Genomic DNA, 24,982 nt, shown 5'->3' on the forward strand with positions numbered 1-24,982 from the left:
ACCGCCGCCCCGGCACCGCCGACCTGTCAGGTCGGCGCAGCAGGCAGCAGGGCGGTACCTCAACGTCATGCAAAGGCCCATGAAATGAGATTCCAAGCGACCGTTGATGCGAAACGACCATCGGGACCGGCGTGGTCCGCAGGAGGGGGGCGATTGTTCCGCCTGGTCGGCGGCCAGCCCGGCAACGTGCCTCCCCAGTTTGCTGCGATGGTGGTCCTGCCGCTGGTCGCCGCGACGCTAATGGGCGGCCTGATCGTTTTTGCCGGACTGGATGCGTTAGTGCTGTGCCTGGCGTTGCTGGCCTGCGCTTTCGTCATGATCGATTTCCGCATCGGCGTGGTGAGCCTGATTGTGTTGATGCCGCTTTCGGCGAGTACCCTGCTGCCCCACCAGGTCGGCGGCATCATCGGCCTCAACCAGGAGACTCTGCTGCTGCTCGCTACGCTGGTTTCCTGGCTACTGCATGCACGTGCCAGCGACGGCCGCGGCGGATTTGGGACAAAACCGCTGGTCTGGCTCTATGTGGTGCCCTTCGTCCTCGCGGGGGTGCTCGGATCGCAGCATCTGAACGACGTTGCGCCCTCGTATCTCGCCGTCCAACCGCTGGTCTACGACAGTGTGAGCTACTACCTGCTCAGGATCGTGCTCAAGCCCCTGTACCTCGTGCTGTTCGCCTTGCTGGTCGCGGCGGCTGTCGACCGCTCGCGGCGGCCGGAGCTTTTTATTGCCCCGATGCTGGTGTCGATCTGGGTGATGTGCCTGGTGACCATCTGTTTCACTTTATTTTCCGGTGCAAGCCTCGCAGAACTGGCGAGCACCCATGCGCGCATGTTCTTGTCACCTCTGGGTCTCCATACCAATGAGATGGGGCGCCTTTATGCCGTCGCCTATGCCTTGCTGCTCTATACCTGCGCCGCGACGAAGGACTCTGGCCTGAGGCTGCTGTTGATCGCATCGATGGGCCTGGCGACACTGGCCCTGATGCTGACCTTCTCCCGCGGTGCCTTTCTCGCCTTCGCCGTCGTCAATGGCTTGTTTCTGCAGTCGCGCCGCCAGGTCTCGACGCTGCTGCTGGGCGGCTTGCTGCTGATCGTACTGGCCGTACTGATCCCGGGAGCGGTCTACGATCGCATCGGCTACGGCTGGGGCAGCGACATCAATATCATCAGCGCCGGCCGTGTAGATGACATATGGCTGCCGCTGCTGAGGGAACTCTGGCACAGCCCGATTTTTGGCACTGGGCTGTCATCGATAGCATGGTCCGAGGCGGCGCGCACCGGCATCATACAAAACGCGGGTCATGCCCATAACGCCTACCTCAACGCCGTGCTGGACATGGGACTGCTCGGCCTGATTCTGCTCTGCGCCTATCTCGTCCATGTCTGGAAGGGATTTCGCCGCCTGAGCGTCGATCCGGCCATAAACCCGCTGCTGCGCGGGTTCTACGCGGGCGCCGCAGCGGGCCTGGTAAGTTTTCTGGTGGACGGTTTCTTCGGCAGCAGCCTGACGCCATGTATCGAGCAGGTCTTCCTGTGGCTGGCGATCGGAATGATGTACGGGCAGCAACGCGCATTGCGATGAGCACCACAAACATAGGTTCTGCGGCAGCGCTCCACAATTTACTGAAGCGGCGTGCGCTCTTGATCGGTGCCGCCAATGCATTCGACCTCGCGATGCATTTCCTGCTGCCGGTGGTGCTGGTGCGCTTCCTGGCGCCAGAGGCTTTCGGGCAATATCGCCTGTTATGGCTGGCAATCATGACGGTGGCGATGCTGGTGCCACTGAACATGCCGCACGTGCTCAATTTCTTTTTGCCGCGCGCGGACGCGGCGACAAAGCGGCTTCATGTGCACATGACTTTGCTCTACCTGCTCTGCGCTGGTCTGCTCGGCAGCCTCGCCATCGGCCCATGGAATCCTCTGCTGCCGTCGAACATGCACTCCCTGACCGAGTACGGCGCACTGCTGCCGGTGTTGGTAGTGCTGTCTACGGTGACTTTATTGCTCGACATGTTGCCGATGATAGAGGAGCGGGTTAATTGGCAGGCCGGCATGACGATTGCATTGACGCTGCTGCGCACGCTGGCCCTGGGCGGAGCGGCCTGGCTCACGGGCGATCTGCGCATGGTGCTCTGGCTGCTGCTGGCGCTGATGTTGCTGAAGTTCCTGCTGCTTCTTGTCTATGTAGCCAAGTGCCACGGACTTGCCGGCCCCTGGTTCAAACGTCCGGTCTTTCTCGATCAGTTCCGCCATGCCGTTCCCCTCGGCCTTTCCGCCGCTATATACAGCCTGCGCGGCCAGGCCGACCAATGGATCGCGGCAAGCCTGTTCGCACTGGGGAACTTTGCCGCCTTTTCGATAGCCGGGGTGCTCGGGCCGATGGTGACGCTGTTCCGCCTCTCGATCAGTCCCATTTTCCTGCCGAGCATGAGCCGCCTGCAGTCGACGGGCGACCTGGCCGGCATGGTCGAGCTCAACAACAAGGCTAATGTGATGGTCGCGACGCTGGTCTATCCACTGTTGGTCTTCTCCTTCGTCTTCGCCGAGGAGATCATCACCCTCATCTATACCCAGGCGTATGTGGCGGCAGCCCCCGTCATGCGCATCTATGCCATCAGTTTGGTGGTCTTCGTCGTCGAGCTTTCCAGCATCATGCTGCTGCTGCGCGAAGGCGTCTTCTCGATGCGGCTGAACTTGGCGCTGCTGCTGTTTTCCGTCGCGGTTTCCTGGATCGGAGCGCAGCAGTTCGGCCTTGCGGGAGCGGCTCTCGGCAGCACCGCGGCGCTGTATGCCGACCGGTTTCGGACGCTGCGGCGCATTGCCTCGACTACCGGCATCCCGCTGCGGCATCTGCAGGACTGGCAAATACTGGGGCGGCTGCTGCTGATCTCGGCACTGGCCGGCACGCTGGCCTGGGCCATCACGGGCGGCTATTTCGGCGTCGCTCGCATATCGCTGCGCCTGATCGCCGGCGGCATGATCATGGCAATCGTATATGGCGCGCTATGGATGCTGTCCAACTGGCACGCGGCGCGTTGGCCGCTGCTCGCAGCCATCACACAAAACACCATTTCAGACAAGGAGTGAAGACCATCATGAGCAACTACGAAAAAATACTCGACAGCATCAGGAACAAGCCGCGGACATGGCTGGTGACCGGGGCAGCTGGATTCATCGGCTCGAATTTGCTTGAAACTCTGCTGAAACTGGACCAGACCGTCATCGCCCTGGACAACTTTTCTACCGGTAAACGCGAGAATATCGTCGAGGCATTAAAAGCAGCCGGTACGAAACGCAGCAAGAACCTGCATTTGATCAAAGGCGATATTCGCACGCTCGAGACCTGTCGCGCCGCCTGCCTCGGCGTCGACGTGGTGCTGCACGAGGCGGCGATAGGCAGCGTGCCGCGTTCGATCGAGGATCCGGTCGCGACCAACAGCACCAATATCGACGGCTTCGTCAATATGCTGATGGCCGCGCGTGACGCCAAGGTAGGCCGCTTTGTCTACGCTGCATCCAGTTCGACCTACGGCGATACCAAACAGATTCCCTTCGTCGAATCCGAGATCGGCAAGCCGCTCTCGCCCTACGCGCTTACCAAGTACGTCGACGAGTTGTATGCCGACGTATTTGCGCGCTGTTACGGCACGCAGGCAATCGGCCTGCGCTACTTCAATGTATTCGGACCGCGCCAGGATCCGAACGGCGACTATGCCGCAGTGATTCCCAAGTGGATAGCTGCGCTGATACACGAGCAGCCCGCCTACATCAACGGTGACGGCACCACGGCGCGGGATTTCTGCTATGTCGAGAACGTGGTACAGGCCAATCTGCTGGCCGCCATGACGACCGACGCTGCCGCCATCAACCAGGTCTACAACGTGGCGGTCGGCGCGCAGATGACACTCGACGAATTGTTCCGAATGATACGGGTACTGCTGGCGCCGACATTTCCGGAGGTGATGGCAAGGCATCCCGTCTATCGCGACTTTCGCCCCGGGGACATGCACATCTCCCAAGCTGATATCGGCAAGGCGAAGGCCCTGCTCGGCTACCGGCCGGTTTGGGAAGTGCGCGAAGGGTTGAACTGGGCGGTGGACTGGTATGTCTCGGCACTGGCGTCCTCGCCCCCCGTCGCCGAGGCCGCGGCACTGAATTGAATTCGTAACTGAAGGAGATGATCGTGAGATTTGTACCTGAAGAAACAGACCTGGCATTGCCGGAAAAATCCGATGCCGCGGCCAGCGTGCGGTTGGCGACGGTTGGCGTAGTCGGTCTCGGCTATGTTGGCCTGCCGGTCGCAGTGGCCTTCGGCAGGAACCAGCCGACAGTGGGTTATGACATGTCGGCGGCAAAGGTCGATAGCCTTGCCCATCGAATCGACCGCAGCGGAGAAGTATCGTCCGAGGAACTGGCGCAGGCAGAACATCTGCATATCAGCGCCGACCCGACCCACTTGTCCCGCGCCGATTTCGTCATCGTCGCAGTCCCCACGCCGGTCGATGCCGCGCACCAGCCGGATTTCACCCCGCTCGAATTGGCGAGCGAGACGGTAGGCCGAAATCTGAAGCCGGGCGCGACCGTGATCTACGAATCGACCGTCTATCCGGGGGCGACCGAGGAGGTGTGCGTCCCCATCCTCGAGAAATATTCCGGCATGCGCTGGCACAGCGATTTCCATGTCGCCTATTCGCCCGAGCGCATCGATCCCGGCAACGAGGAGCATACGTTCACGCGCATCAGGAAAGTGGTATCCGGCGATGATGCCGCCACCCTGGAGAAAGTGGCGGAATTGTATGCTTCCGTCGTAACAGCGGGCGTCTACCGCGCCCCCTCGATCCGGGTCGCCGAGGCCGCCAAGGTGATCGAGAATACGCAGCGCGACCTCAACATCGCCCTGGTCAACGAACTGGCCATCATCTTCGACCGGCTCGGCATCGATACCATGGAAGTTCTGCGCGCAGCCGGCACCAAGTGGAATTTCCTCCACTTCACTCCGGGCCTGGTCGGCGGCCATTGCATCGGGGTCGATCCCTTCTACCTGACTTACAAGGCGGAACTGTCCGGCTATCATCCCGAGGTCATCCTGGCCGGGCGCCGCATCAACGACGGCATGGGCGCGTTCGTCGCGCGCAAGACCGTGCAGCAGATGATCCATGCCGGCCGCAACATCAAGGGCGCACGCGTCAATGTGCTGGGCCTGACGTTCAAGGAAAATTGCGCCGACATTCGCAACTCGAAGGTCGTCGACATCATTCGCGAACTGGGGGAGTTCGGCGTCGAGATATTCGTCCACGATCCGAAGGCGGACCCTGACGCGGCCTTGCGCGAATACGGCATCCGCCTCTGTTCCTGGGAAAGGTTGCCGGCGGCCGATGCCTTGATCCTCGCGGTCTCGCACAGCTCCTTCCTCGACCTGTCCGCGGCGGACCTGATGACAAAGATCGTGCATCACGGTTGCCTGATCGACGTCAAGTCGGTGGTGGAACCGGCGCCATTCTGTCAGGAAGGCGTCCATGTATGGAGGCTTTAGCATCCACGCCAGATCACTGCGACAGCCATGTCTTTGTAAACGCGTCATGAGCCCCAAGGGTCCCGTAGTCATGTTGCTCGGCCCGAGCCGGGCCGCCGTCAGCGGCGTCAGCACCCATCTCAACCTGCTGTTCGGTTCCAGCCTGGCGCGTGATTTCGAGTTGATCCATTTCCAGGTCGGCAGCGAAGGCCGCGACGAAAGCGCCGCGGCCCGGCTGCTGCGCCTGCTGGTCAGCCCATTCGCGCTGGCGGCGCGCATTCTGGCGGACGGCGTGACCATCGTGCACCTCAATACCTCCATCAATCGGCGTGCCTATTGGCGCGACCTCGCCTACCTGCTGGTGGCGAAGCTGTGCGGCGCACGCGTCGTGTACCAGGTGCATGGCGGCGTCTTGCCGAGGCTATTTACGGGTGACAATCGCCTGTTCGCAGCGCTGCTGCGCGCCACGCTGGTGCTGCCGGATGTTGTCGTCGTGCTGACCCAGGCCGCGTTCGCGGCCTACCGCGAGTTCGTACCGAAACAGGTGATCGTCGCGTTGCCGAACGGCATCGACCTGGCACCCTACGTCGAACTGGTGCGCGCGCCAGCCGCACCGTCGGCGCCCCTGCGCATGATCTATGTCGGGCGCCTGGTGCGCGCCAAGGGTCTCTTCGAAGCGCTGCAGGGCCTGGCCCAGGTCCGCGCGCAAGGCGTCGCTGCCAGCCTGGTCATTGCCGGCAGCGGTCCCGACCAGACGCCGCTGCAGGAATGCGTTGAGCATAGCGGACTGGCCGATGCCGTGCGCTTTGTCGGCCCGGTATTCAATGCCGACAAGCTGGCGCTTTACAGCAATGCGGATGTCCTGGTTTTCCCGAGCTATTCCGAAGGCCTGCCTTATACGCTGCTCGAAAGCATGGCAGCCGGCGTGCCCGCCATCATCACGCCGGTCGGCGGCGTTCCGGATGTCATGGCCGACGGCGTGCACGGGCTGTTCGTGCCGCCGCGCGACGCAGCGGCAGTGGGTCGGGCGATTATCCAGCTGGCCGGCAATCGCGCTCTCCTGGCGGACATGAGTACCGCCTGCCGGCGGCGAATTGCCGGCGGCTATTCGATCGAACGGCTGGCCGAAGAGTTCGCCCGGCTCTATTCGGAAGCCTGCACCCTACGGAGGACCGGCTTGATCGGCAAATCGAAATCCGGCGCAAGCTAGTGTAGCTCTGCATTCCTGACGGAACATATGGAAATACACTCGTCATCCTGCGGGCATTCCTTTCGGTCATTTCCCGAAAGCAGGAGTCCAGGTTTTCAAATACCTGCTGAATCCCTCTTTTTGCATGGAAGACTAAATCCAGTGTTTCCCTGACTCAGGCGGTTTGTGGCTGACACTGCAGCGACGGCTTGCTGCTCAGTGCTGCCCACCCAACATTGGCATAATTACCCGAATAACTTGCACAGCAGCCGGTCCAAGGATAACCATGCTGATTGCCGGAAAGATGCACAGTACCATCGGAAACAGCATCTTGGTAGGCAGCTTGGCGGCCAGTTCTTCGGCGCGGATCTGCCGCTTGTGGCGCAAGTCATCGGAGAATACCCGCAGTGATTCTCCGATACTGGTGCCAAATTTGTCCGCTTGCGACAACATCGATGCGAAGACACTGATTTCTTCCACGCCGGTGCGCAGGCTAAGATTTTTCAGCGCCTGATTGCGCGTGCTGCCGGCACGAATTTCCAGGTTGGTCAGATGGATTTCCTCGGTTAGCGCGCCGCTTTTGATTTTCATTTCATCGGCTACTCGAACCAATGCTGCATCCAGGCCCAGCCCCGCTTCCACACAGACCAGGATCAGGTCAGCGGCATCGGGGAAGTTGTCGAAGATATCCCGCCGGCGCGCATTGATGGCGTGGTTGAGAGCGACGTTGGGTAGGTAAAGACCCACCATCGCCATGATCAGCAGTACCAGAATCAAGGTGTTGCTCGAGAGACTCACACTGGCGAGTTCCAACCCCAGGTAACCCACGCCGGCAAAAACGAATGGCAGCACGGTCTTGGCGGCATAAAAGATGATGGGGGCGTTAGCGCTGCGAATGCCCGCGTTGATGAACCTGATCCGAAGTGGCGAGCTTTCCCATTTGCCTTCCGGGCTCGACAGTCTGGCCAGCGGACCCGCAAATGCGACTGCCTTCTTCACCCAATTGGACTTGTTCGCGGGTTGTACGAGTTCCTGCAGACGCCGCTCCGATCTATCGGGGATCAACCAGGCGAACAACGATAGACTCGTCAAGGTCACCAGAAGGAAAATTATTGCCGCATAGATCCACATTTTGTGTCTCCTTTCCTGTTCGTATTGGCATTCACACGCGAATTTTGATGAGCTTGTACAACCAGAAAGCACCTATCGCCATTATGGATAACATGACATTGGTGATCTTGATTCCGATGGGATCTGTCCACAATTTGCTGATGAAGTCGTGATTGACTAAATTGAAAAGGGCGGCCAAGGCAAATGGCAGTGCTCCCAATATCCATGCCGACATGCGTCCCTCGGTCGTCATCACCTTGACCCTGGCGTAAAACTTGAGCCGATTGCGGATCAGGTTGCTCAAGTTACCCAGCACCTCGGTCAGATTCCCGCCCGCCTCACGCTGAATCAATACCGCAACCACGAAATAACGCAAATCCGTGATCGGCACCCGTTCGCTGAGATTGGTCAAGGCTTGTTGCATCGAAATGCCGAAATTTATTTCGTCATGCGTGATTCGGAACTCCGTGGCGATGGGGTCCACCATTTCTTCTCCGACCATTTTCAAGCCGGAAGGCAAAGCGTGTCCGGCACGCAAAGCCCGACCGATCAAGTCCAGGGCATCGGGCAATTGCTGTTCCAGCACTCGCAACCGTCTGCCGCGCTTCCATTGCACGTAAGCGAAAGGCAGAAACGCGGCAGCAAGTGCCACACCCGACTGAAGAAATGGCAGTAGTCTGGCAAAGGAAAGCATCACATAGACAACTACCCCAAATAGCAGCGACAGCGACAGCAGCCTGGCCACCGTCCAATCCAACCCGGACTGCAGAATGAAGCGATCCAGATGGTGGATGCGCGGAATAAAGAGCAGCGATCGTTCTATTGCCGGCACCCCGCTCAGCATCCGATTTTTCAGCACAGAAGCCCGCTCAGTGCTGTCGGAACTTGCCGACAGGGCGCGCAGACGCTGTTCGATTTTCGTAGCTTCGGGGCCCCTGTACGAATTCCACATCATGTACAGGCCTTCGATCAAAAGCACCACAGCGACGAACGCCATAATGCTGAAGGCGGGGAAAAAGCTGTAGCTCATCAGGTTGTTCATGTTCCCCTCACTCTCATTCGTAACGTTGGGTTGGGTCAAACATCGAATCCGGCAAGTCAATGCCGAAATTGTGTAACCGGTCGGCGAATTTGGGTCGGATACCGGTCGCCTCGAAGTGTCCGATGACTTTGCCGCTCGGCTTAACGCCCGTCTGCCGGAAAGCAAAGATTTCCTGCATGGTGACGATTTCACCTTCCATGCCGGTAATCTCCTGAATGCTGGTGATCTTGCGCTGACCATCGGTCAGCCGGTTTCCTTGCACGATGACCGTGATGGCAGCAGCGATCTGCTGCCGCGCTACCTTATGCGGCAGTTCGAACCCGGCCATGCCAACCATGTTCTCCAGGCGCGAAATGGCATCACGCGCGTTGTTGGCGTGGATGGTGGTCATCGAACCTTCATGGCCGGTATTCATGGCTTGCATCATGTCCACCGCTTCTGCACCGCGCACTTCTCCGATCACAATCCGGTCCGGCCGCATCCGCAGGGCATTGCGCACCAAAGCCCGCTGGGTGACTTCACCCTTGCCTTCGATGTTCGGCGGACGCGTTTCCAGTCTGATGACATGTGCCTGTTGCAGTTGCAATTCCGCCGCGTCTTCAATGGTGACGATACGTTCACTTTCCGGAATGTATCCGGACAGAATATTGAGCAGCGTGGTCTTGCCCGATCCCGTGCCACCTGAAATAAGTATGTTGATTTTCGACTTGGCCAAAGCCTCCAACATCACAGCCATATCGGGTGTCAGCGATTTGTAGCCATTGACCAGGTCGGTCATTTTGAGCGGAATCGCTGCGAAGCGCCTAATCGACAGCATCGGCCCATCCAGCGCGATCGGCGGAATGATCGCGTTGACCCGCGAACCATCCGGCAAGCGTGCATCGACCATGGGACTCGACTCGTCGATGCGTCGACCCACGCGTGAAACGATCTTGTCGATGATACGCATCAGGTGGCTGTCATCGGTGAAGGCAACCTTGGTGAGTTCGAGTCGGCCGCGGCGCTCGACATAAATCTTGTTGTAGCTATTGACCAGGATGTCGGAAACGGCCGGATCGGCCATCAATAGTTCCAGCGGACCGAGTCCGAGCATTTCGTTCTGGATATCGCGCACGAGCGTACGCCGTTCCAGATCGTTGATTTGTTCCGGGTGTTCGCTAAGCATCAAATCGACCAGGGTGGCGATTTCCTGGCGTAGTCGAAGTTCCGACATGGATTCCAGTGAAGTCAAGTCCACCTTATCCAGAATCTGCACGTGCAGCTTGCTCTTCAGCTTCAGGTAAGCTTCGACTGCCGGTGAAACGGAGGCTTGCAGCGCAGGCGCTTCCACTGCCTCCACCACCGCTGGATTTTCTTCAACTGTTTTGCCTATCAGCCGATCTCTGATATCTCGCATGCTCATGATGCAGCCTCTCTTTCAAATTGACTTCCTGCTATTTCCGCAACCGGTCAAACAAACTGTCGTGTACATCATTACTCCTTGGCAGCAGAGATTCCGCCAATTCGGCAATGGCCTTGTACACCAGGCTCGACTTCGACACCATTGCCAACGGCAAACCTTGATTGATGCCTTTGACAACCTCCTTGTAACCATTGGGTACGATACGCATCTTGTTGATGCCCAAGGTGGCACGAATGTCGCCCAGACCGATTTCCCCATTCTTCGCGAAGCGGTTGACCAGCAGTTCCACCTTGTCCTGCTGATAACCGAGGGAGCGGAACACACCCATCATCCGACTGGCATTGCGAATGAACGGCAACAGTGTCTGCATCACCAGATAAATGGTGTGGGCGCGGTCCAAAGCCTTGATCGCCAGATCGTCCAGGTTCTTGTCGACATCCAGAATGACGAAGTCGTATTGATTGACCGCCAGGTTCAGGATGGCCTCCAGATGCTCCGGCTTGACTTCCAGCGACTGGGCCGGATCATCGGGCGCGGCAAGGATGGCAAAGTTGGCCGTGACCGGTACCGTAGAAGCCGCCAGGAATGAGGCGTCCAGGCGGGATAAATTGCGTGCCACTTCGGCGATATTGCTGGTGGCTTTGCGATCATGCACAGTGAGCAGCGCCTCGCCGAATTGCAGGTTGAGATCGATCAGTAAAACCCGCTTGCCTTCCTCGCCCAGTTGGTAGCCGAGATTGGCGGCCATGAATGTGGCGCCGCTGCCACCCTTGCAGGACATAAAGGCCAGAATGCGTGCGTTGCGCTGTGCACCCCGCAACCCCAACTTCGATTCTGCGCGTTTGACCGCCGCTTCCAATGCGTCCTTGCTGGCCGGTGACGGCAACACCTCCCGCACTCCCACTCGCATGGCATTGATCAGAAAGTCGGGGGTCTGCTGCGAGCAGAGCATGATGATAATCATCTGCGGATAGCTGGTCGTAACGAACTCGATCGGGGCGAGTTCGCTAGCGTCATGACACAACCCTTCCACGATGATCACATCCGGTCGTTCCTGCTCCGCCAGCGTGCGCAGCTTGCTGAGCCCCCCCTCATGGCGCGTGATGAAGCGGGAGGGATCACCGCCGTCAAGTACGCGGCTAATCTCCCCCAGTGATTGCGGGCTCGGTGAAATAATGGAAATTTTCATTTTTGGCTCCAGGTCAAGGACTAACTGCAAGCGGAAGGTGCCGCCATCGGGTCTTGTTTCATTATTTCCCGGGGCTGAAAGGTGGAAAAAGTCGGCATTGGTATGGCAGCGAGAGCAGCGCTGCCGGCGATAGGGGATATCCACTGATAGTTCAGGCTGGTGATTGTGACGGTTACCCCTTCGCACGTGGCCGGCGTACAGTTCGCCGGGTTCCACTCCAGGTTGATGTCACCAATCTGCGGCAGGATGCCTTGCATTCTCGCCAGCACTTTGGCCTTGTTGTTGGTGTCATCGCAAATTGCCGCGAACCGGGCTCCATTGCGCGATGCCTCGTTGGCCGCGCCCCATGTGTACAGCATGCGCGCGAAGTCCGTGATGCCCAGCAAGAACATCAGAAAGACAATGAGCACGAGTGCGAACTCAACCATGGTGGCGCCTGATTGTTTCTTGTTCATGACGAACACCGCATGGTTGCACTGATGTTACCGAACGAAATATCGCCATTCCCATCGCTGAATGTCACCCCGAAAACACTGGCGAATAGGGGGCGAAACTTGTAGCCGCTCACGGTAATCGTCACCGTATTGATCACCGGGTCCGATCCCTGTAACTGCCAGGTTGGTGTAATGGACACCGTGGTGCCGTCAATGCCTAGAACCAGGGGGACTGACGGAGTGCCGGTAAGGTTGCCAAACTTCACCAGGTTCTGTGCCTCGGTAGTCTTGGTGGTTGGCGTCTGTAGCGACAGATAGCGAGTCGCCTGGCGCACTGACTTTACGATGGTGTTGTACTGATAGATCGCTCGACCGAACTCCGTGGTTATCATGGTCAGCAACAGCAGCAGCGGGAGCACTAAAGCGAACTCCACGATTGCCGTACCCCTCTGTCTGGTTTGCATATTGTTCTCCTACTGAACCAGGACCGGAACCTTTGGACCAGCCGTGCCTCCGGCATATCCGTTGGTCGTGCAAGGGCTGCTCTCGGCTCCAGCGTTGCCCACGAATTCCAATTGCACATCCACCATGGGGATCGACAAAGGCTGGAGCATCAGCATGCAGGCATAGTCGATCACCTGATTCGCGCCGTTGATCACGGGCACTGCGACAATCCTTCTGCTGTAGCCAAACTGCTCATGCTCCCCGCCTGCGCCCGGCGTGGCCAATGTTTTAAAGCCGCCGCCCGTCTTCAATTCAAAGCCGGTGATTGAATCCCCCGCGCCAACATTGCTACCGCCCAAGGTGTCGGCGTATGAGGCGAACGCCAGCCGTTTGGTTTTGAAGTTCAGCGCAGTGGCATCCGAACCAGCTGCGGGGATTCCCGCGTAGGCGTTTTGTGGCACCGCATTCTTCCAGTTCGTTGACGTGTAGGCATACCCGGAATAGTCGGGGTGATTGACGCTGGGGCCTGGATCAGCGTTTTTGTAAATACCGAATCTGGCATTCCAGACTGGCACTACGGTTGCCTCCACCCCCGGGGTTCCTAGTGTGTCCGCAACCCTGGTTCCACAGCGGCCCGGTTCGCCCAATTCGGTCCTGGTTTCGCTTGCGTTGGTGCTGCCATCCAGGTTGTACCAACCTATATAACCTGAAGTGGGCGTGCCCATAATCAGGGTGACCCATTCGCCGGGTTGATATCCGTAGTTTGGTGCCGTGCCACCATCTTTAGGCTTGAGTCCTAACGGAACTGGACAAGTTGTTTGAGCGCTGGACCGGGTAGCCACAGCCAAAGCCCCCACACCTTTGGTACTTGAATAGGCAGCATCAGCGCTGCCGGCAAAGGCTCCCATGGCTTGAAACAGCCACATCTGTATGCCGGATTGCGTGTGCTGGCATTGTGCATATCGGGCAAGTGCCGGTACTGTCGTGACACCATAGAAGGGATCCTTGAAAGTGATATCCGCCGCGACTATCTTGCCTTTGCCACTCCAGGTCCCCGATTGGAAATTCACGTTGTTCAAATTGCCTGCGGTAATTCCTGCATTGGTTGCTCGCGTTATTGCATCGCCGGCGCCATCCAGCTCCTGGGCAGCGGACAATGCGCAAGCATCCATGGAAGTTTGCAACTCATCCTTGACGACAAACATATGGCCGAAGTCCAAGGCGATGGCCATGAAGCCCAACAGAAACAACAAGACAAAGGCAACGGTCAGGATGATGGCTCCCTGCTGGTGATCGGCATAGCGCATGATGGCAGCCCCCATGGAAAGGTATGGAACGGATCGTATTCAGGCTGTTCAACGTTAGCGGCATTGGGGACTAATTCCCGCCACCTCCACCGCTCATGATGCCGCCACCGATATTGACGATGTTGGCTGCAGGCGGTGGTACCTTGAAACTCTCTTGGTAAAGAATCATCGTTTCTCGGGCCGACTTGCCGTCCATACCCGCCACCTGGTCGGGATTGTGGCTCGCGTCCGGGTTGATGGTCATCTTGAGTTTGGCTTCGCGCACGGCATCACCAAACTTCATGTCGTAGTTGGGCGTGGTCGAGCAGCCGACCAGCAGGCCGAACAGCATTGCGATTGCAAGCTTGTGCATGATCTTTTCCTTTTACTTGATTTCAGCTGCGGGAGCTTCAGGGGCTGGGACTGAAACTGGGGGGGCAGGGGCAGCTGGAGCCGGCGCTGGCGGCGGCGTGGAGCCTTCCAGACTGCCCTTGAAGTAAACATCACTACGGCTGGGTTCAACATGGTTATCCGTCGGCAATGTGGGTGCTTCCGGCAGCGGTTTGACCAGACGCGGCGTGATTACAAACATCAATTCCGTTTGATCCTTCTTGAACTCGGAACTACGGAACAGCGCACCAATGATCGGTATCTCACCCAGGCCGGGAAAGCGCTTGATGGTTTCGGCGGCGTTGTTCTTGATCAAACCGGCAACGACGAAACTCTGCCCATCGTTGAGCTGCACGGTAGTATCGGCCCGACGCACGGTAAATGACGGCAGTACCGATGTGACGCCATTTACCGTAGCGAACGGCGAGCCGACTTCCGACAGATCCGAAACTTCGGACACCATCTTCAGATTGACTCGGGAACCGTCCAGCACGGTCGGCGTGAACTTCACGCCGATGCCGAACTCTTTTTCTTCCAACGTAATCGTGGGGACACTACCAAAACCGGTGCTGCCGGATTGTGACACCGGAATGAAGATTTTGCCGCCCGACAGGAAGCTGGCCTGCTGACCACTGATCGCCATGATATTCGGTTCCGCCAGTATCCGCACCAGACCATCATCTTTTTGACCGTCGATATTTACTTTGAACTTGCCGGCTTTTAGCGCCTCGATCAAGCCGCCGCCTTCGCTGAGGAAGCTGGACAGTAGAGAATAGGTGGTTCCACCACTTGACCGAGTGCTATAAGCGACACTTGCTCCCAGTTTGTCGAGCAAGGTCTTGCTGACTTCGGCAATTTTCACTTCCAGCATTACCTGTTGCGGATTCCCGGTGCGCAGCAGGTTGACCACCCTCTTGCCATCGCCGTAGGAGGTTGCCAGGCTCATAATGTCATCGAGTTTGGCCGCGTTGCTGACTTTGCCGATCAGCACCAGTGCGTTTTCCGCCCCCCTCACCCTGACGCCGGTTTCTTCCGGCATCAATTCGGACAGCTTGGCTTGCAGCGTGCCCGGGTCGATGGTGACGATCACGTCCTTGACCAGACAGCGGCCGTCGGCACTCTGTAATACCACGTTCATCGAACCGGCCCGCTTGCCGAGGAAGTACAGTTCTGTCGGACTCAGCAACATCATCTCCACGTCGGCGATGCCGTCAGGATTTCGCGTTGCCGGGCGCTGGCCGGGCGGTGCGTTCTTGTCCTCGGCGGCTTCAACGGGCTTGCCCGCCCTGCCGGATGACTGGCCACCGACCACCATGCGGATGACCGGAGTACTGAGCTTGACCACGGTGGATTTGCCGAGCACGACATGGGTGGCATCATCGACCGTGACCGAAGTGCAGTGTTTCAGCGCTGCGGTTGGCGGAGGTGGCGGATTGTCGATCCTTTTTGCCGCCGCGAATGATGAGCTGGTGCAAACCAGCGTGGCAAGTATTGCGCTGACAAGGTCGTTCTTATTCACTTTTTTTACCTCCCTCGGAGATTATCGAAACGTGTTGTGGCTGGAAATTATGGTTGCCTAGAAACAATTAAGCGCACGCGTGTTGTTCTGGATCACCTCGACGCAGGCTCTGGTTGGCGTATAGGCCACCGACATGGGTCTGCGCTGCACTACCTTGACGACCGGCTTGCGATCTGCCACCTTGGCGATGGGTTCTTCGTTGTCGCCGAACAGTTGTTTCTTGGTGACACCAGCGGTCGTGACCGGCAGCTTGTCCACCTGATTGCGCAGCACCAGGGACAAGGTGCCGACGTTGCGCGCCAGGTCAAGCCTTTCCGCATCTTCCAGGGTGAGTTCCAGCGTGACGGCATTGACCACCTTCGGTTTGGTATCGTCACGTCCCGCCTCCTGCGCAACCGCCAACACCAGGACATGTTCCAGCACGGTCTTGCTGATCTGCTTGCCTTCTCCTGTTCGGCCTTCCTTGTCCAGCTGCGCGTTGACCATTACATCGACGTAGTTGCCGGGTAGTGCGAAGCCGGCGACACCGACCACATCGTTGACGCGCACCGTCATGGCCCGCTTGCCATCGGCAATAACCGCCGAGAGGCCGCCTTGCGTTCCGAGCGGGGCCAGCTTGGCGCTGAGAATCGCCTCGCCGCGCTGGATGGAGGTTTTCACAACGCGGTCCTGCAGGTCCTTGAGATCGGCAAACGTGCCCTGTGGCGATGAACCACTCGGCCAATCCACCGTGCTGAGCATTTGTGGATTGAGTTTGCTGCCCAACTCGATATCCATTGCCGCCACCACGACCTTGTTGGAGGTGATGCCCTTCTGCGAAACCCAACCGACGGCCAATGCCGTAGCCGTCAAACCCAGGACGATGGAAACAATCAGCATCCCTATTGCTCTTGCATTCTTCATGGTGATACCCCTTCCTATAAAAAGCCCAGCTGGCGCAATACCAGGTAACCGATAGTGCCCAGCGCAATGGGAACTCCGTAAGGCAGTCTGCCCGCCGACATGCCTGCTTCAATTTGCAGATCAGGTTTCGAACCTCGTGCAACGCTGAGAAAGCCGAGCTGAAAGAGCGAAACCAGGTTTTGCAACATCCGCAACGCCTTGCCCCGCACCAGGACGAACAGGATGGCCAGCACGCCACCGACGATCATGGTGGCCAGTGCGGCGCGGAATGTATCCCCGGGCCCCAGGATTGCCCCGACCATGGCGAGCAGCTTCACATCGCCGGCGCCCATGGCATGGATGAGATAAAGCGGAAGGAACAGCAGCAGGCCCAGCCCGAGGCCGGTCAGCGGGAAAAGGATAGTGTCGTGAGGAGACGGTGGCAGTACGGTGTTGTAAATCACACCGAACAGTGCGCCGGATAGCACCAGCCAGTTGGGGATGCGCTGGAACCGGTAATCGTAGACGGCTGCGGCAGTAAGCAGGAATGCAAGAATGCAGATGCGCCAGCTGAAAAACAGCATGGCGAGCAAGTCAAGCACTGCCGAGAATTCCGAGTCAGACATCGCGCTCTCATTTCCTTATCGGTGCAAACATTGGTTGCTGCGGTTACGACTTGGCCCGTCGCAGCGGATTTGCATTGATGCGGCATGGGCCTGGAATGCAAGTTACGTATGTAGTTCGATTGGACTAGCGGTTTCGGCATAGTCCGATTGGACTAGTCATCGTGACCAGGCACCTCGCGCACGGCCAAGTCATTCATATTGGGTAATATAACTTCGGACTGGTCACCTCTTGCGGGGGATTCGGAATGAGAATCCGCCCAAGGCTGGCCAGCCGCGCCTGGGCTTGGCGATAAATGCCATGAGATTGCGCCCCCCAGCAGCATCCAGTGTGCAGGTTCGGACAGCGCCGCGCATGAAAAAGGGAAGGGGGTTGTAGCCCCTTCCCTTCGTCACTAACAGACTGGGCAATTAGACGCAGGTCGACGTGGTCAGGCAGTCCGTAACGCGGGTGATGAAATCCGAGAATGGGCCACTGCCAGCCGCGATCTGGGAAAGAGCGATCACGAGTGCAATGGACACCACGGCGATGATCAGCGCGTATTCCACGACTTGCGCGCCTTCTTCGTCACGCATGAAATTGACGACACCATTCTTGGTTGCATGGATTAGCTTGTTCATTTGGTTGCTCCTTAATGAATAAAGTAGAAAAGTAAAAACCACGTAATACATCCCAGCCGTTGACCCACCGCGGAGTATCCATATTTATTGGGCATTGGCTTGGAGGACACATTACGTATGCAACTCAAAGGGAATAGCAGACTGGGCATAGTCCGATCGGACCAGTCCCCGTGACCAGGCTGCCCCTTGCGGGAAATGCACTCCCGGAGCGCATCAAGTCATGGGGAGTGGTATCCGAAACGGCATAATGACGCTATCAAGACGATCTCGCGCAACCCATGATGGACAGAGCCAGCCGCCGTATTTTTACTTTTCATGTACAGGCACGGCATTCGATTACAACCCATTACCCTCCCTGGTGCCTCGAGTCGACAAACCATGGTCCGATCGGGCCATACCGGTTCGTCATCGGTTCATCGCCGACCCCCAACATGGCTTTCTATGTCACCTGAGGAAGCCATCTTGACCGAACTAGAGAATCACGAAAAGCCGCTGTGGCCAATGCTGAACCGGGGCGGCCAGCATGCGCATGCCTGATGCCATCGGCGCAAGCGAGACTGACTGGCAAGCGGCCTCGCATCTCCCTGCCCCTGACAGGATGGGGACATTGCGGTGGCGCTTCAATCGCCTGCGCTGCATGACGGCGGCCGAGATCGGCCACCGTCTTGGAGATCTGGCAAGAATCCAGGCCGAACGCCTGCTCCTGCCATTGGCAAGACAGGTGCCTGCACCGGATCTGAGCTGCGCGCCGACGACATGGATTCACGTTGCGCAGGATGTCAGCGTGGCGCCTTACCTGGCCGCAGCCGAACGCCTGGTGCTGGGGAAGTTCGACGTATTCGCACTGAAGGGCATCGATCTGGGTTCGCCGCCGCGCTGGAATCGTGACCCCAAAACCGGCGTCGAGGCGCCGCTTTCCTTCGGCATGCTGCTTGATTACCGTGATCCGCAGCTTGTCGGCGACATCAAGTACCTGTGGGAACCCAATCGTCATTTGCATCTGGTCACCCTGGCGCAGGCCTTTGCCCTGAGCGGCGAGGCGCGCTACTTGAATGTCATTGAGCGGCACCTGGAAAGCTGGTTCGCCGCCTGTCCTCCCGGCCTGGGTCCCAACTGGTCGAGCGCGCTGGAAGCGGCACTGCGGCTCATCAATTGGTCGCTGGCCTGGCAACTCATCGGCGGCATCGATTCGCCGCTGTTCCAGGGCATTGTCGGCGAAAGGTTCCGCTTGAGCTGGCTGGGGTCGATCCACCGGCATGTGCAATTCGTGCGCGAACACTTCTCGCTGTATTCATCGGCCAACAACCATCTGATTGGCGAGGCGGCGGGACTTTTCATTGCCGCCGTGACATGGCCCTATTGGCCGCATGCGCAGACGTGGCGTACTACGGCGCAAACGATGCTGGAGCAGGAAGCCCGGTTGCAGAATGCCCCCGACGGCGTCAATCGCGAGCAGGCGGTGTACTACCAGCAATTCGAACTCGATCTGCTGTTGTTGCCGCTGCTGGCGGGACGCGCCAACGGGGTGAATTTCTCGACGACCTACAGATCGCGGATCGAAGCGATGCTTGAGTACCTCGCCTCGATCATGGACGTCGGCGGCAATGTTCCCATGATCGGCGATGCCGACGACGGGGTGGTCGCCAACCTGGCCCATGACGAAAAATTTTGTCGCTACCGTTCGCTGCTCGCCACCGGCGCGGTTTTGTTCGGACGCAGCGAGTTGAAGACCAAGGCCAGCACCCTGGACGACAAGACGCGCTGGCTGCTCGGTGCGGACGCGGCAGCGGTTTTCCGCTCCCTGCCAGTGGCGCATGACAGGTTACCGGTGCGCCGCACTTTCCCTGATGGCGGTTACTACATCCTCGGTCGCGACTTCGAAGGCAAGAACGAGATCCGCCTGATCGCCGACGCCGGACCGCTGGGTTACCAAAGCATCGCCGCCCACGGCCATGCCGACGCCCTGGCGTTCACCTTGTCGGTTGGGGGCCTGGAATTCCTGATCGATCCGGGCACCTATGCCTACCATACCCAAGGGCTTTGGCGCGCCTACTTTCGCGGCACAGCCGCCCACAACACGGTGCGCGTCGATGGCTGCGACCAGTCCGAACCAGGCGGCAACTTCATGTGGCTGACCAAGGCCAAGGCCGGCTGTCGCTTGTGGCGCAGCTCCGCGTATCAGGATGTATTCGAGGGCTGGCATGACGGCTACATGCGGCTGGCGGATCCGGTAATGCACTCCAGGCGCATCACTCTCGATAAGACGGGAAGACGTATCGTCATCGAGGATATCCTGCGCATGGCGGGAACGCATGACATCGAACTTTTCTTCCATTGCAGCGAACGTTGTCGCCTCCTTGCCGTCGGCGACAACTATGCCCTAAGGCAGGGGGACCTGTCGATACTGCTGAAGCTGCCTCAGGCGCAGGGCGCAACCATTCAGCTCCGCCGCGGCAGCGTCGCCCCGATCGGTGGCTGGGTTTCGCACCGTTTCGATGTCAAGCAGCCGGCGCCTACGTTACGATGGATGGCGCGCCTGACCGGCACCACCGTCCTGCGCAGCGAAATCATCTGCTGATCCTATTGGACTAGCGGATCACTGGAGCGGATCAATCCCGCATCACGCGATGAACCCATCCTGTAGTCGATGCATGACACGGGCAACACGCCGGCGCAGTACCGCCATGCCCGCGAGCTTGCGATGCGACTACCAGGAGAAGCAAAATGAAAATCTGCGTCATGGGTCTGGGCTACGTTGGGGTTGTTTCGGCAGGCTGCCTCGCCCAGTCGGGCCACGAAATCGTCGGCATCGACCCGGAACAGGTCAAGGTCGATCTCATCAACGCCGGGAAGTCGCCCATTGTCGAAAAGGACATTGGCGGCATCGTCAAGGAACAGGTCGCCAGCGGCCGCCTGCGCGCCGCCACCGATCTCGCCGCCGCCGGCCACAATAGCGATCTGTTCCTGGTGTGCGTGGGAACGCCGAGCCAGGGCAACGGCGGCATCGACCTGACCCACGTGCGCAATGTCTGCGAGCAGATCGGCGCCGCGCTGCGTCGTCACGATGCCGCGCCGGTGGTCGTCATGCGCAGCACGATGCTGCCCGGCACGATCCGCGAGGTGGTGATTCCCCTCCTCGAAACCCATTCCGGCAAGCACGCCGGCATCGACTTCGGCGTCTGCATCAACCCCGAGTTCCTGCGCGAGGGATCCGCGGTTGACGACTATTACCATCCGCCCAAGACCGTGATCGGCGAAATCGGCCCGGCCAGCGGCGACGTGCTGGCCAAGCTGTATGCCGACATGCCCGGCCCGCTGATCCGCACTGACATCGAGACCGCCGAAATGGTCAAGTACGCGGACAATTGCTGGCATGCGCTCAAGGTCGGCTTCGCCAACGAAATCGGCAACATCTGCAAGGGGCTGGGCGTCGACGGGCACAGCGTCATGGACATCTTCTGCCAGGACACCAAGCTCAACATTTCGCCCTACTACCTGAAGCCGGGATTCGCCTTCGGCGGTTCTTGCCTGCCCAAGGATTTGCGCGCGCTGTTGTACAAGGCCAAGATGCTCGATCTGTCGCTGCCGATCCTGGACGCGATCCTGCCCAGCAACCGGCAGCAGATCGAGCGCGGCGTGCAGGCCGTCGTCGCCAAGGGCCAGAAGAAGGTCGGCATCCTCGGTTTCAGCTTCAAGGCGGGCACCGACGACCTGCGCGAAAGCCCGGTGGTGGAACTGACCGAGCGGCTATTGGGCAAGGGCTACGACCTGCGCATCTACGACCGCAACGTGAGCATCGCCAGCATTCGCGGCGCCAACCGCAATTACATCCTGAACCACATCCCGCATATCTCGCGCCTGATGGTTCCCAGCGTGGCCGATGTGCTCGGCCATGCGCGCACCATCATCATCGGCAATGCCGCGACGGAGTTCCACGATGTGCCCAATCACCTGGAATATGGACAGAACATCATCGATTTCGTCCGCATCTGCGATACGCGCAGCGTCGCCGGCGTCTACGAAGGCATCTGCTGGTAACGCCGATATGAAACGCATCCTGCGGCCGAAAGCTTACCGGACATCCTGCAGGCCGAAGCAGCGTGCAGGCGCTGTTGATGCGGCCCAACGCACAGCGCTCCCATCATGCCAATAATGCGCACATTGCAAGCCTCGATACCGGCTGGAGTTTGTGACGCGGAGGCATTTCAATGCCCTGGCCAGCATGCATACACCGCCGGCGCAGCCCTGCCCTTCACGCGTGTCAGAGTTGTGTCTCCGGCCGAAATCAGTCCGGTAGACATCAGCGCCTGGGTTGCACTGGAAGCAGAAGCGCTCCAGCCCAATGCATATATGTCACCGCACTTTGTGCTGCCGGCGCTGCGCTACCTGGATCGCCCACCCGGGACGAGAATTCTATTGGTCGAGCGGGTTGGTGCCGGGGCGGTACAGACTGTCGCCGTTGCGGTGCTGTGTCGCTTGACTGCCACGCGTCTGCTGCTGGCGCCGCACCATTCGATCTACCGATCGCGCCACAGCTATCTGGGCGCGCCTTTGCTGCATCGTGAATTCGCGACAGATGCCGCCAACCACCTGTTCACCGAGCTGGCTCGCCATCGCTGGAGCGCCGCAGGACTGATCCTGCCGAACGTCGATCCGGAAGGTCCACTGTTGGCAGCGTTTAGCGAGGCCTGCCGCTCACGCGGATTGGCGCTGCAGACGACTCGGGAATGGCAGCGCGCCACCTTGATCCCCTCCCGAGCCGGCGAAGACACTCTCAGGAATCAAAAGAAGTACAAGCGCGTTGAACGCTGCCGTCGCCGATTGGCCGAGCTAGGCGATCTTCAATGGCTCATCCATCGCGAAGGCGTGGATGATGAAATCATTGAGTCCTTCCTGCGGCTGGAGCACAGCGGTTGGAAGGGCCGGCGCCACAAATCGCTGCGCTCGCGGCTGGCCGACGAAGCCTTTTTCCGCGAAATGGCGACTGGCTTTGCGCGCGAGGGGCGCGCCTTGTTCACCGAATTGCGCTTGAATGGGCGGACCATCGCGTCGACCAGCAACTTCGCCTCGGCGCATGCGGGTTTCGCTTTCAAGGTGGGTTGGGATGAGGCATTCAGGAAGTTTAGCGTGGGCAACCTAATTGACGCGGAGCTGGTAGAACGTGCGCCTGAAGTCTGTAACGACCTCGCCTATATCGATAGCGGATCCGGGCCGCATTCCCACATGGAGGTGCTATGGCCGCATCGGCGAAGCTTGGTAACTGTCTTTCTGCCCTACAGCACTGCGGGCCAACTGGCTTGGCAAGGCATGCAATCGCTGCGCTCACTGCGCCGTTTCGTTTGACCGCGGCGCGGCCATCAATGCGCCGGAAACCTGATCTCGGGTTAGAGCAGTTACGGCCTCCACTTCACGCAGTTCCTATGCCTTCTCGAGGATGTAGGTAAGGTTATTGTGTTTCCACTGAAGCTTGCCAAATGACAGCAAGGCTGCCGTCATGACGAACGCCCGGATGAGGGTATGAAGAATGCCCTTGCCGTCAAGATAATAGCCCTGTCCGTATTCTTCCTTGATCCGGCACTGATGTCTCATGCAAAAGTCATGGATGCCGTTTCTGGAAACGACCTCTTCGTGGTACGTGGGATAGGGGTCGAAACCCGGCTGTCCGGCATTGCTGATCCCCTGGATGTATTTCTTGTAGAAAACGTGGAACCAGAACGGCGTCATCCGGGTGGCGAAACCATATACGGAATTCCGGTCGGGAATCCTCAAGATCAGGATGCCGCCGGATTTCAACCACTTGATAAAGTTATCCAGTACCCGGTCGGCATCGCGTACATGCTCAAGAACAAATGAATTGTAGATCACGTCATAGCTGTTTTCGTCCAGCTCGACCGAGCGCAAGTCGCCAAGGATGGTTTCATCGAGATCCCTGATTTTCGTCTTTCTGAACTCCAAAGCATCCTTGTCCAGGTCCACGCCGGTAATGGTGTACTCGATGCCGCCAAGATTCAGCGGCCATTTCCGCCCGCATCCAGCTTCCAGGATGCGCAGCGCGGATGCGTCGGCGGCCTTCCGCTTGATGCTGGTTTCCAAAAGTTCGGACTCATGCGCACGGGTTTTGAATAACTTCAGCTTTGTCATCTGAATACTCCAAATTGCCAATTGGCCGGAAGAATAGAACTAAGAAAACGCCGCACAGGATTCTGGCCGGACATAGCGGCGATAAATGCGTTCGAGCTGGGCCGTGGCCTTCTCGATAGTGGCATTGGCCTCTACCCAACTGCGCTGCGCAGTGGCCAGCAACTCGCGTTGTTCATGGGCGCGGCGCATCGCGCTTGCGATCTCCCCCGGGGCGCGGCTGGCGACAACCTGCCAGGGGAACGGCAGAATGCGGCGGATATCGGAATATTCGGTGCTTACGACAGGCACGCCCAAGGCCATGGCTTCCAGAACGACGTTGGGGAAACCTTCGTGCACCGACGTGATGTAGAGCACGTCGCATTGGCGCACGATGGCGGGCACGTCTGTCCTGAGCCCGGTGAACTTGATCTTGTCCGAGAGACCGAGCTGCGCATAGTGGCGCAGCACCTCGTCCTTGTAGGCCTCGGTAACCGATCCGGACCGATAGGTGGTGCCGCCGACGTCGGCGAGTTTGTCGCCGACGAAGAGTACGCGCCAGCACGGATCGTCCGCGATCAATTGCGCGGCGACGGCCAGGGCCAAGTGGTAGTCCTTGGTCGGCCTGATCGCGCCGACCAGGCAGGCCACGCGGTGGGAGCCGGGACCGAAATAGGTCAGGCGATGGTCGTCGACCGCCACTGCATTGCGCTCGATCTCCGGCAGGCTGACGCCGTTCCATGCGACATGAACATCCGCGGGCGACAACCCAAACAGGCCTTGGGCAAAGTCGCGGCCGACGTAGGTGTTGGCAACGACGCCATCTGCCAGGCGCCTGGTCAGTAAATGGCTGACCTTCTGCACCAGCGACAGGCGGTAATTGCTGCTGCGCTCCGAGTTGAGCACTGGTATGCCGGTGCCGCAGGCGGCGACGCGGGCATAGAAGTCGCCGTCGAACAGGAAACCGTGCACGATGTCCGGTTGCCAGCTGTCGATGGTGCGGCGCAGGCGCCTCAGCAAGGCCAGATCAAGGCGGGATTGCTTCTGGTCGACAATCAATCTAACCGCGGAGCCGGCCAGTTCCGCCTTGCGCGGCACCTCGCGGTTGAGCGTGTAGATAGTGACCTCGTGCCCACGTCGTACCATTTCCTTGGCCAGCTCGACGAGCTGTTTTTCCGCCCCGCCAAGGCTAAGCTCGCTGATGACATAAAGTATGCGCATGC

At 59.0% G+C, this 24,982-nt stretch carries 22 protein-coding genes; 8 read left to right on the forward strand and 14 right to left on the reverse strand.

What is annotated here, in order from left to right; translation table 11 throughout:
• Nucleotides 1-84: 84 nt before the first annotated feature.
• From K5E80_RS03825 to K5E80_RS03845, 5 genes are all read left to right on the forward strand, one after another.
• A complete protein-coding gene (locus K5E80_RS03825; RefSeq protein WP_220634915.1) occupies nucleotides 85-1,581 on the forward strand; it encodes an O-antigen ligase family protein in 1,497 nt (498 codons plus the stop codon).
• Nucleotides 1,578-3,086 (forward strand): lipopolysaccharide biosynthesis protein, encoded by a 1,509-nt coding sequence (locus tag K5E80_RS03830; protein ID WP_220634916.1) that lies wholly within the window; start codon nucleotides 1,578-1,580, stop codon nucleotides 3,084-3,086. Before K5E80_RS03825 ends, K5E80_RS03830 begins: the two co-directional genes overlap by 4 nt.
• Before the next feature lie 8 nt (nucleotides 3,087-3,094).
• Nucleotides 3,095-4,159, forward strand: coding sequence for an SDR family oxidoreductase (locus K5E80_RS03835; RefSeq protein ID WP_220634917.1), 1,065 nt, complete (start codon nucleotides 3,095-3,097; stop codon nucleotides 4,157-4,159).
• Between the two features lie 92 nt (nucleotides 4,160-4,251).
• Nucleotides 4,252-5,532, forward strand: a complete 1,281-nt coding sequence (locus K5E80_RS03840) for a nucleotide sugar dehydrogenase (RefSeq protein ID WP_220637217.1) — start codon at nucleotides 4,252-4,254, stop codon at nucleotides 5,530-5,532.
• 46 nt (nucleotides 5,533-5,578) lie between these two features.
• The gene (locus K5E80_RS03845; RefSeq protein WP_220634918.1) at nucleotides 5,579-6,721 is read left to right on the forward strand and encodes a glycosyltransferase family 4 protein; all 1,143 of its coding nucleotides are present in this window, start codon (nucleotides 5,579-5,581) and stop codon (nucleotides 6,719-6,721) included.
• 195 nt (nucleotides 6,722-6,916) lie between these two features.
• Here the strand turns inward: K5E80_RS03845 and K5E80_RS03850 are convergent, their stop codons facing one another.
• From K5E80_RS03850 to K5E80_RS03905, 12 genes are all read right to left on the reverse strand, one after another.
• Nucleotides 6,917-7,831 carry a type II secretion system F family protein gene (locus K5E80_RS03850; RefSeq protein ID WP_220634919.1) on the reverse strand — a complete coding sequence of 305 codons (915 nt, stop codon included), beginning with the start codon at nucleotides 7,829-7,831 and terminating at the stop codon, nucleotides 6,917-6,919.
• Nucleotides 7,832-7,862: 31 nt separating this feature from the next.
• Nucleotides 7,863-8,852 (reverse strand): type II secretion system F family protein, encoded by a 990-nt coding sequence (locus K5E80_RS03855; protein WP_246590857.1) that lies wholly within the window; start codon nucleotides 8,850-8,852, stop codon nucleotides 7,863-7,865.
• 13 nt (nucleotides 8,853-8,865) lie between these two features.
• The gene (locus K5E80_RS03860) at nucleotides 8,866-10,254 is read right to left on the reverse strand and encodes a TadA family conjugal transfer-associated ATPase (protein WP_246590858.1); all 1,389 of its coding nucleotides are present in this window, start codon (nucleotides 10,252-10,254) and stop codon (nucleotides 8,866-8,868) included.
• Nucleotides 10,255-10,285: 31 nt separating this feature from the next.
• Nucleotides 10,286-11,443 carry a CpaE/TadZ family protein gene (locus tag K5E80_RS03865; protein ID WP_220634920.1) on the reverse strand — a complete coding sequence of 386 codons (1,158 nt, stop codon included), beginning with the start codon at nucleotides 11,441-11,443 and terminating at the stop codon, nucleotides 10,286-10,288.
• A gap of 20 nt (nucleotides 11,444-11,463) precedes the next feature.
• Nucleotides 11,464-11,898 (reverse strand): TadE family protein, encoded by a 435-nt coding sequence (locus K5E80_RS03870; RefSeq protein WP_220634921.1) that lies wholly within the window; start codon nucleotides 11,896-11,898, stop codon nucleotides 11,464-11,466.
• Nucleotides 11,895-12,341, reverse strand: a complete 447-nt coding sequence (locus K5E80_RS03875; protein WP_220634922.1) for a TadE/TadG family type IV pilus assembly protein — start codon at nucleotides 12,339-12,341, stop codon at nucleotides 11,895-11,897. The genes K5E80_RS03870 and K5E80_RS03875 overlap by 4 nt, the downstream gene beginning before the upstream one ends.
• Before the next feature lie 9 nt (nucleotides 12,342-12,350).
• The gene (locus tag K5E80_RS03880) at nucleotides 12,351-13,628 is read right to left on the reverse strand and encodes a pilus assembly protein TadG-related protein (protein WP_220634923.1); all 1,278 of its coding nucleotides are present in this window, start codon (nucleotides 13,626-13,628) and stop codon (nucleotides 12,351-12,353) included.
• A gap of 70 nt (nucleotides 13,629-13,698) precedes the next feature.
• Nucleotides 13,699-13,980, reverse strand: a complete 282-nt coding sequence (locus K5E80_RS03885; protein WP_220634924.1) for a hypothetical protein — start codon at nucleotides 13,978-13,980, stop codon at nucleotides 13,699-13,701.
• A 12-nt stretch (nucleotides 13,981-13,992) separates the two neighbouring features.
• Nucleotides 13,993-15,516, reverse strand: a complete 1,524-nt coding sequence (locus K5E80_RS03890; RefSeq protein ID WP_220634925.1) for a type II and III secretion system protein family protein — start codon at nucleotides 15,514-15,516, stop codon at nucleotides 13,993-13,995.
• Nucleotides 15,517-15,573: 57 nt separating this feature from the next.
• Nucleotides 15,574-16,419 carry a Flp pilus assembly protein CpaB gene (gene cpaB, locus K5E80_RS03895; protein ID WP_220634926.1) on the reverse strand — a complete coding sequence of 282 codons (846 nt, stop codon included), beginning with the start codon at nucleotides 16,417-16,419 and terminating at the stop codon, nucleotides 15,574-15,576.
• Between the two features lie 14 nt (nucleotides 16,420-16,433).
• Entirely contained in the window at nucleotides 16,434-17,024 is a 591-nt protein-coding gene (locus K5E80_RS03900; RefSeq protein ID WP_220634927.1) for an A24 family peptidase, read from the reverse strand.
• A gap of 408 nt (nucleotides 17,025-17,432) precedes the next feature.
• The gene (locus K5E80_RS03905; protein ID WP_220634928.1) at nucleotides 17,433-17,642 is read right to left on the reverse strand and encodes a Flp family type IVb pilin; all 210 of its coding nucleotides are present in this window, start codon (nucleotides 17,640-17,642) and stop codon (nucleotides 17,433-17,435) included.
• Nucleotides 17,643-18,165: 523 nt separating this feature from the next.
• On the opposite strand from K5E80_RS03905, the gene K5E80_RS03910 reads away from it, so the two are divergent.
• From K5E80_RS03910 to K5E80_RS03920, 3 genes are all read left to right on the forward strand, one after another.
• The gene (locus tag K5E80_RS03910) at nucleotides 18,166-20,220 is read left to right on the forward strand and encodes a heparinase II/III family protein (RefSeq protein ID WP_220634929.1); all 2,055 of its coding nucleotides are present in this window, start codon (nucleotides 18,166-18,168) and stop codon (nucleotides 20,218-20,220) included.
• A gap of 146 nt (nucleotides 20,221-20,366) precedes the next feature.
• Entirely contained in the window at nucleotides 20,367-21,680 is a 1,314-nt protein-coding gene (locus tag K5E80_RS03915) for a nucleotide sugar dehydrogenase (RefSeq protein ID WP_220634902.1), read from the forward strand.
• A 231-nt stretch (nucleotides 21,681-21,911) separates the two neighbouring features.
• Nucleotides 21,912-22,985: a GNAT family N-acetyltransferase gene (locus tag K5E80_RS03920; RefSeq protein ID WP_220634930.1), complete on the forward strand. Its 1,074-nt coding sequence runs from the start codon at nucleotides 21,912-21,914 to the stop codon at nucleotides 22,983-22,985.
• Nucleotides 22,986-23,060: 75 nt separating this feature from the next.
• On the opposite strand, the gene K5E80_RS03925 is transcribed toward K5E80_RS03920, so the two are convergent.
• Together K5E80_RS03925 and K5E80_RS03930 are read right to left on the reverse strand one after the other, a co-directional pair.
• Nucleotides 23,061-23,783 carry a class I SAM-dependent methyltransferase gene (locus K5E80_RS03925; protein ID WP_220634931.1) on the reverse strand — a complete coding sequence of 241 codons (723 nt, stop codon included), beginning with the start codon at nucleotides 23,781-23,783 and terminating at the stop codon, nucleotides 23,061-23,063.
• A 39-nt stretch (nucleotides 23,784-23,822) separates the two neighbouring features.
• Nucleotides 23,823-24,980, reverse strand: a complete 1,158-nt coding sequence (locus tag K5E80_RS03930) for a glycosyltransferase (protein ID WP_220634932.1) — start codon at nucleotides 24,978-24,980, stop codon at nucleotides 23,823-23,825.
• Nucleotides 24,981-24,982 lie beyond the last annotated feature (2 nt).

The organism is Georgfuchsia toluolica (assembly GCF_907163265.1).
Taxonomy (GTDB): Bacteria; Pseudomonadota; Gammaproteobacteria; order Burkholderiales; family Rhodocyclaceae; genus Georgfuchsia; species Georgfuchsia toluolica.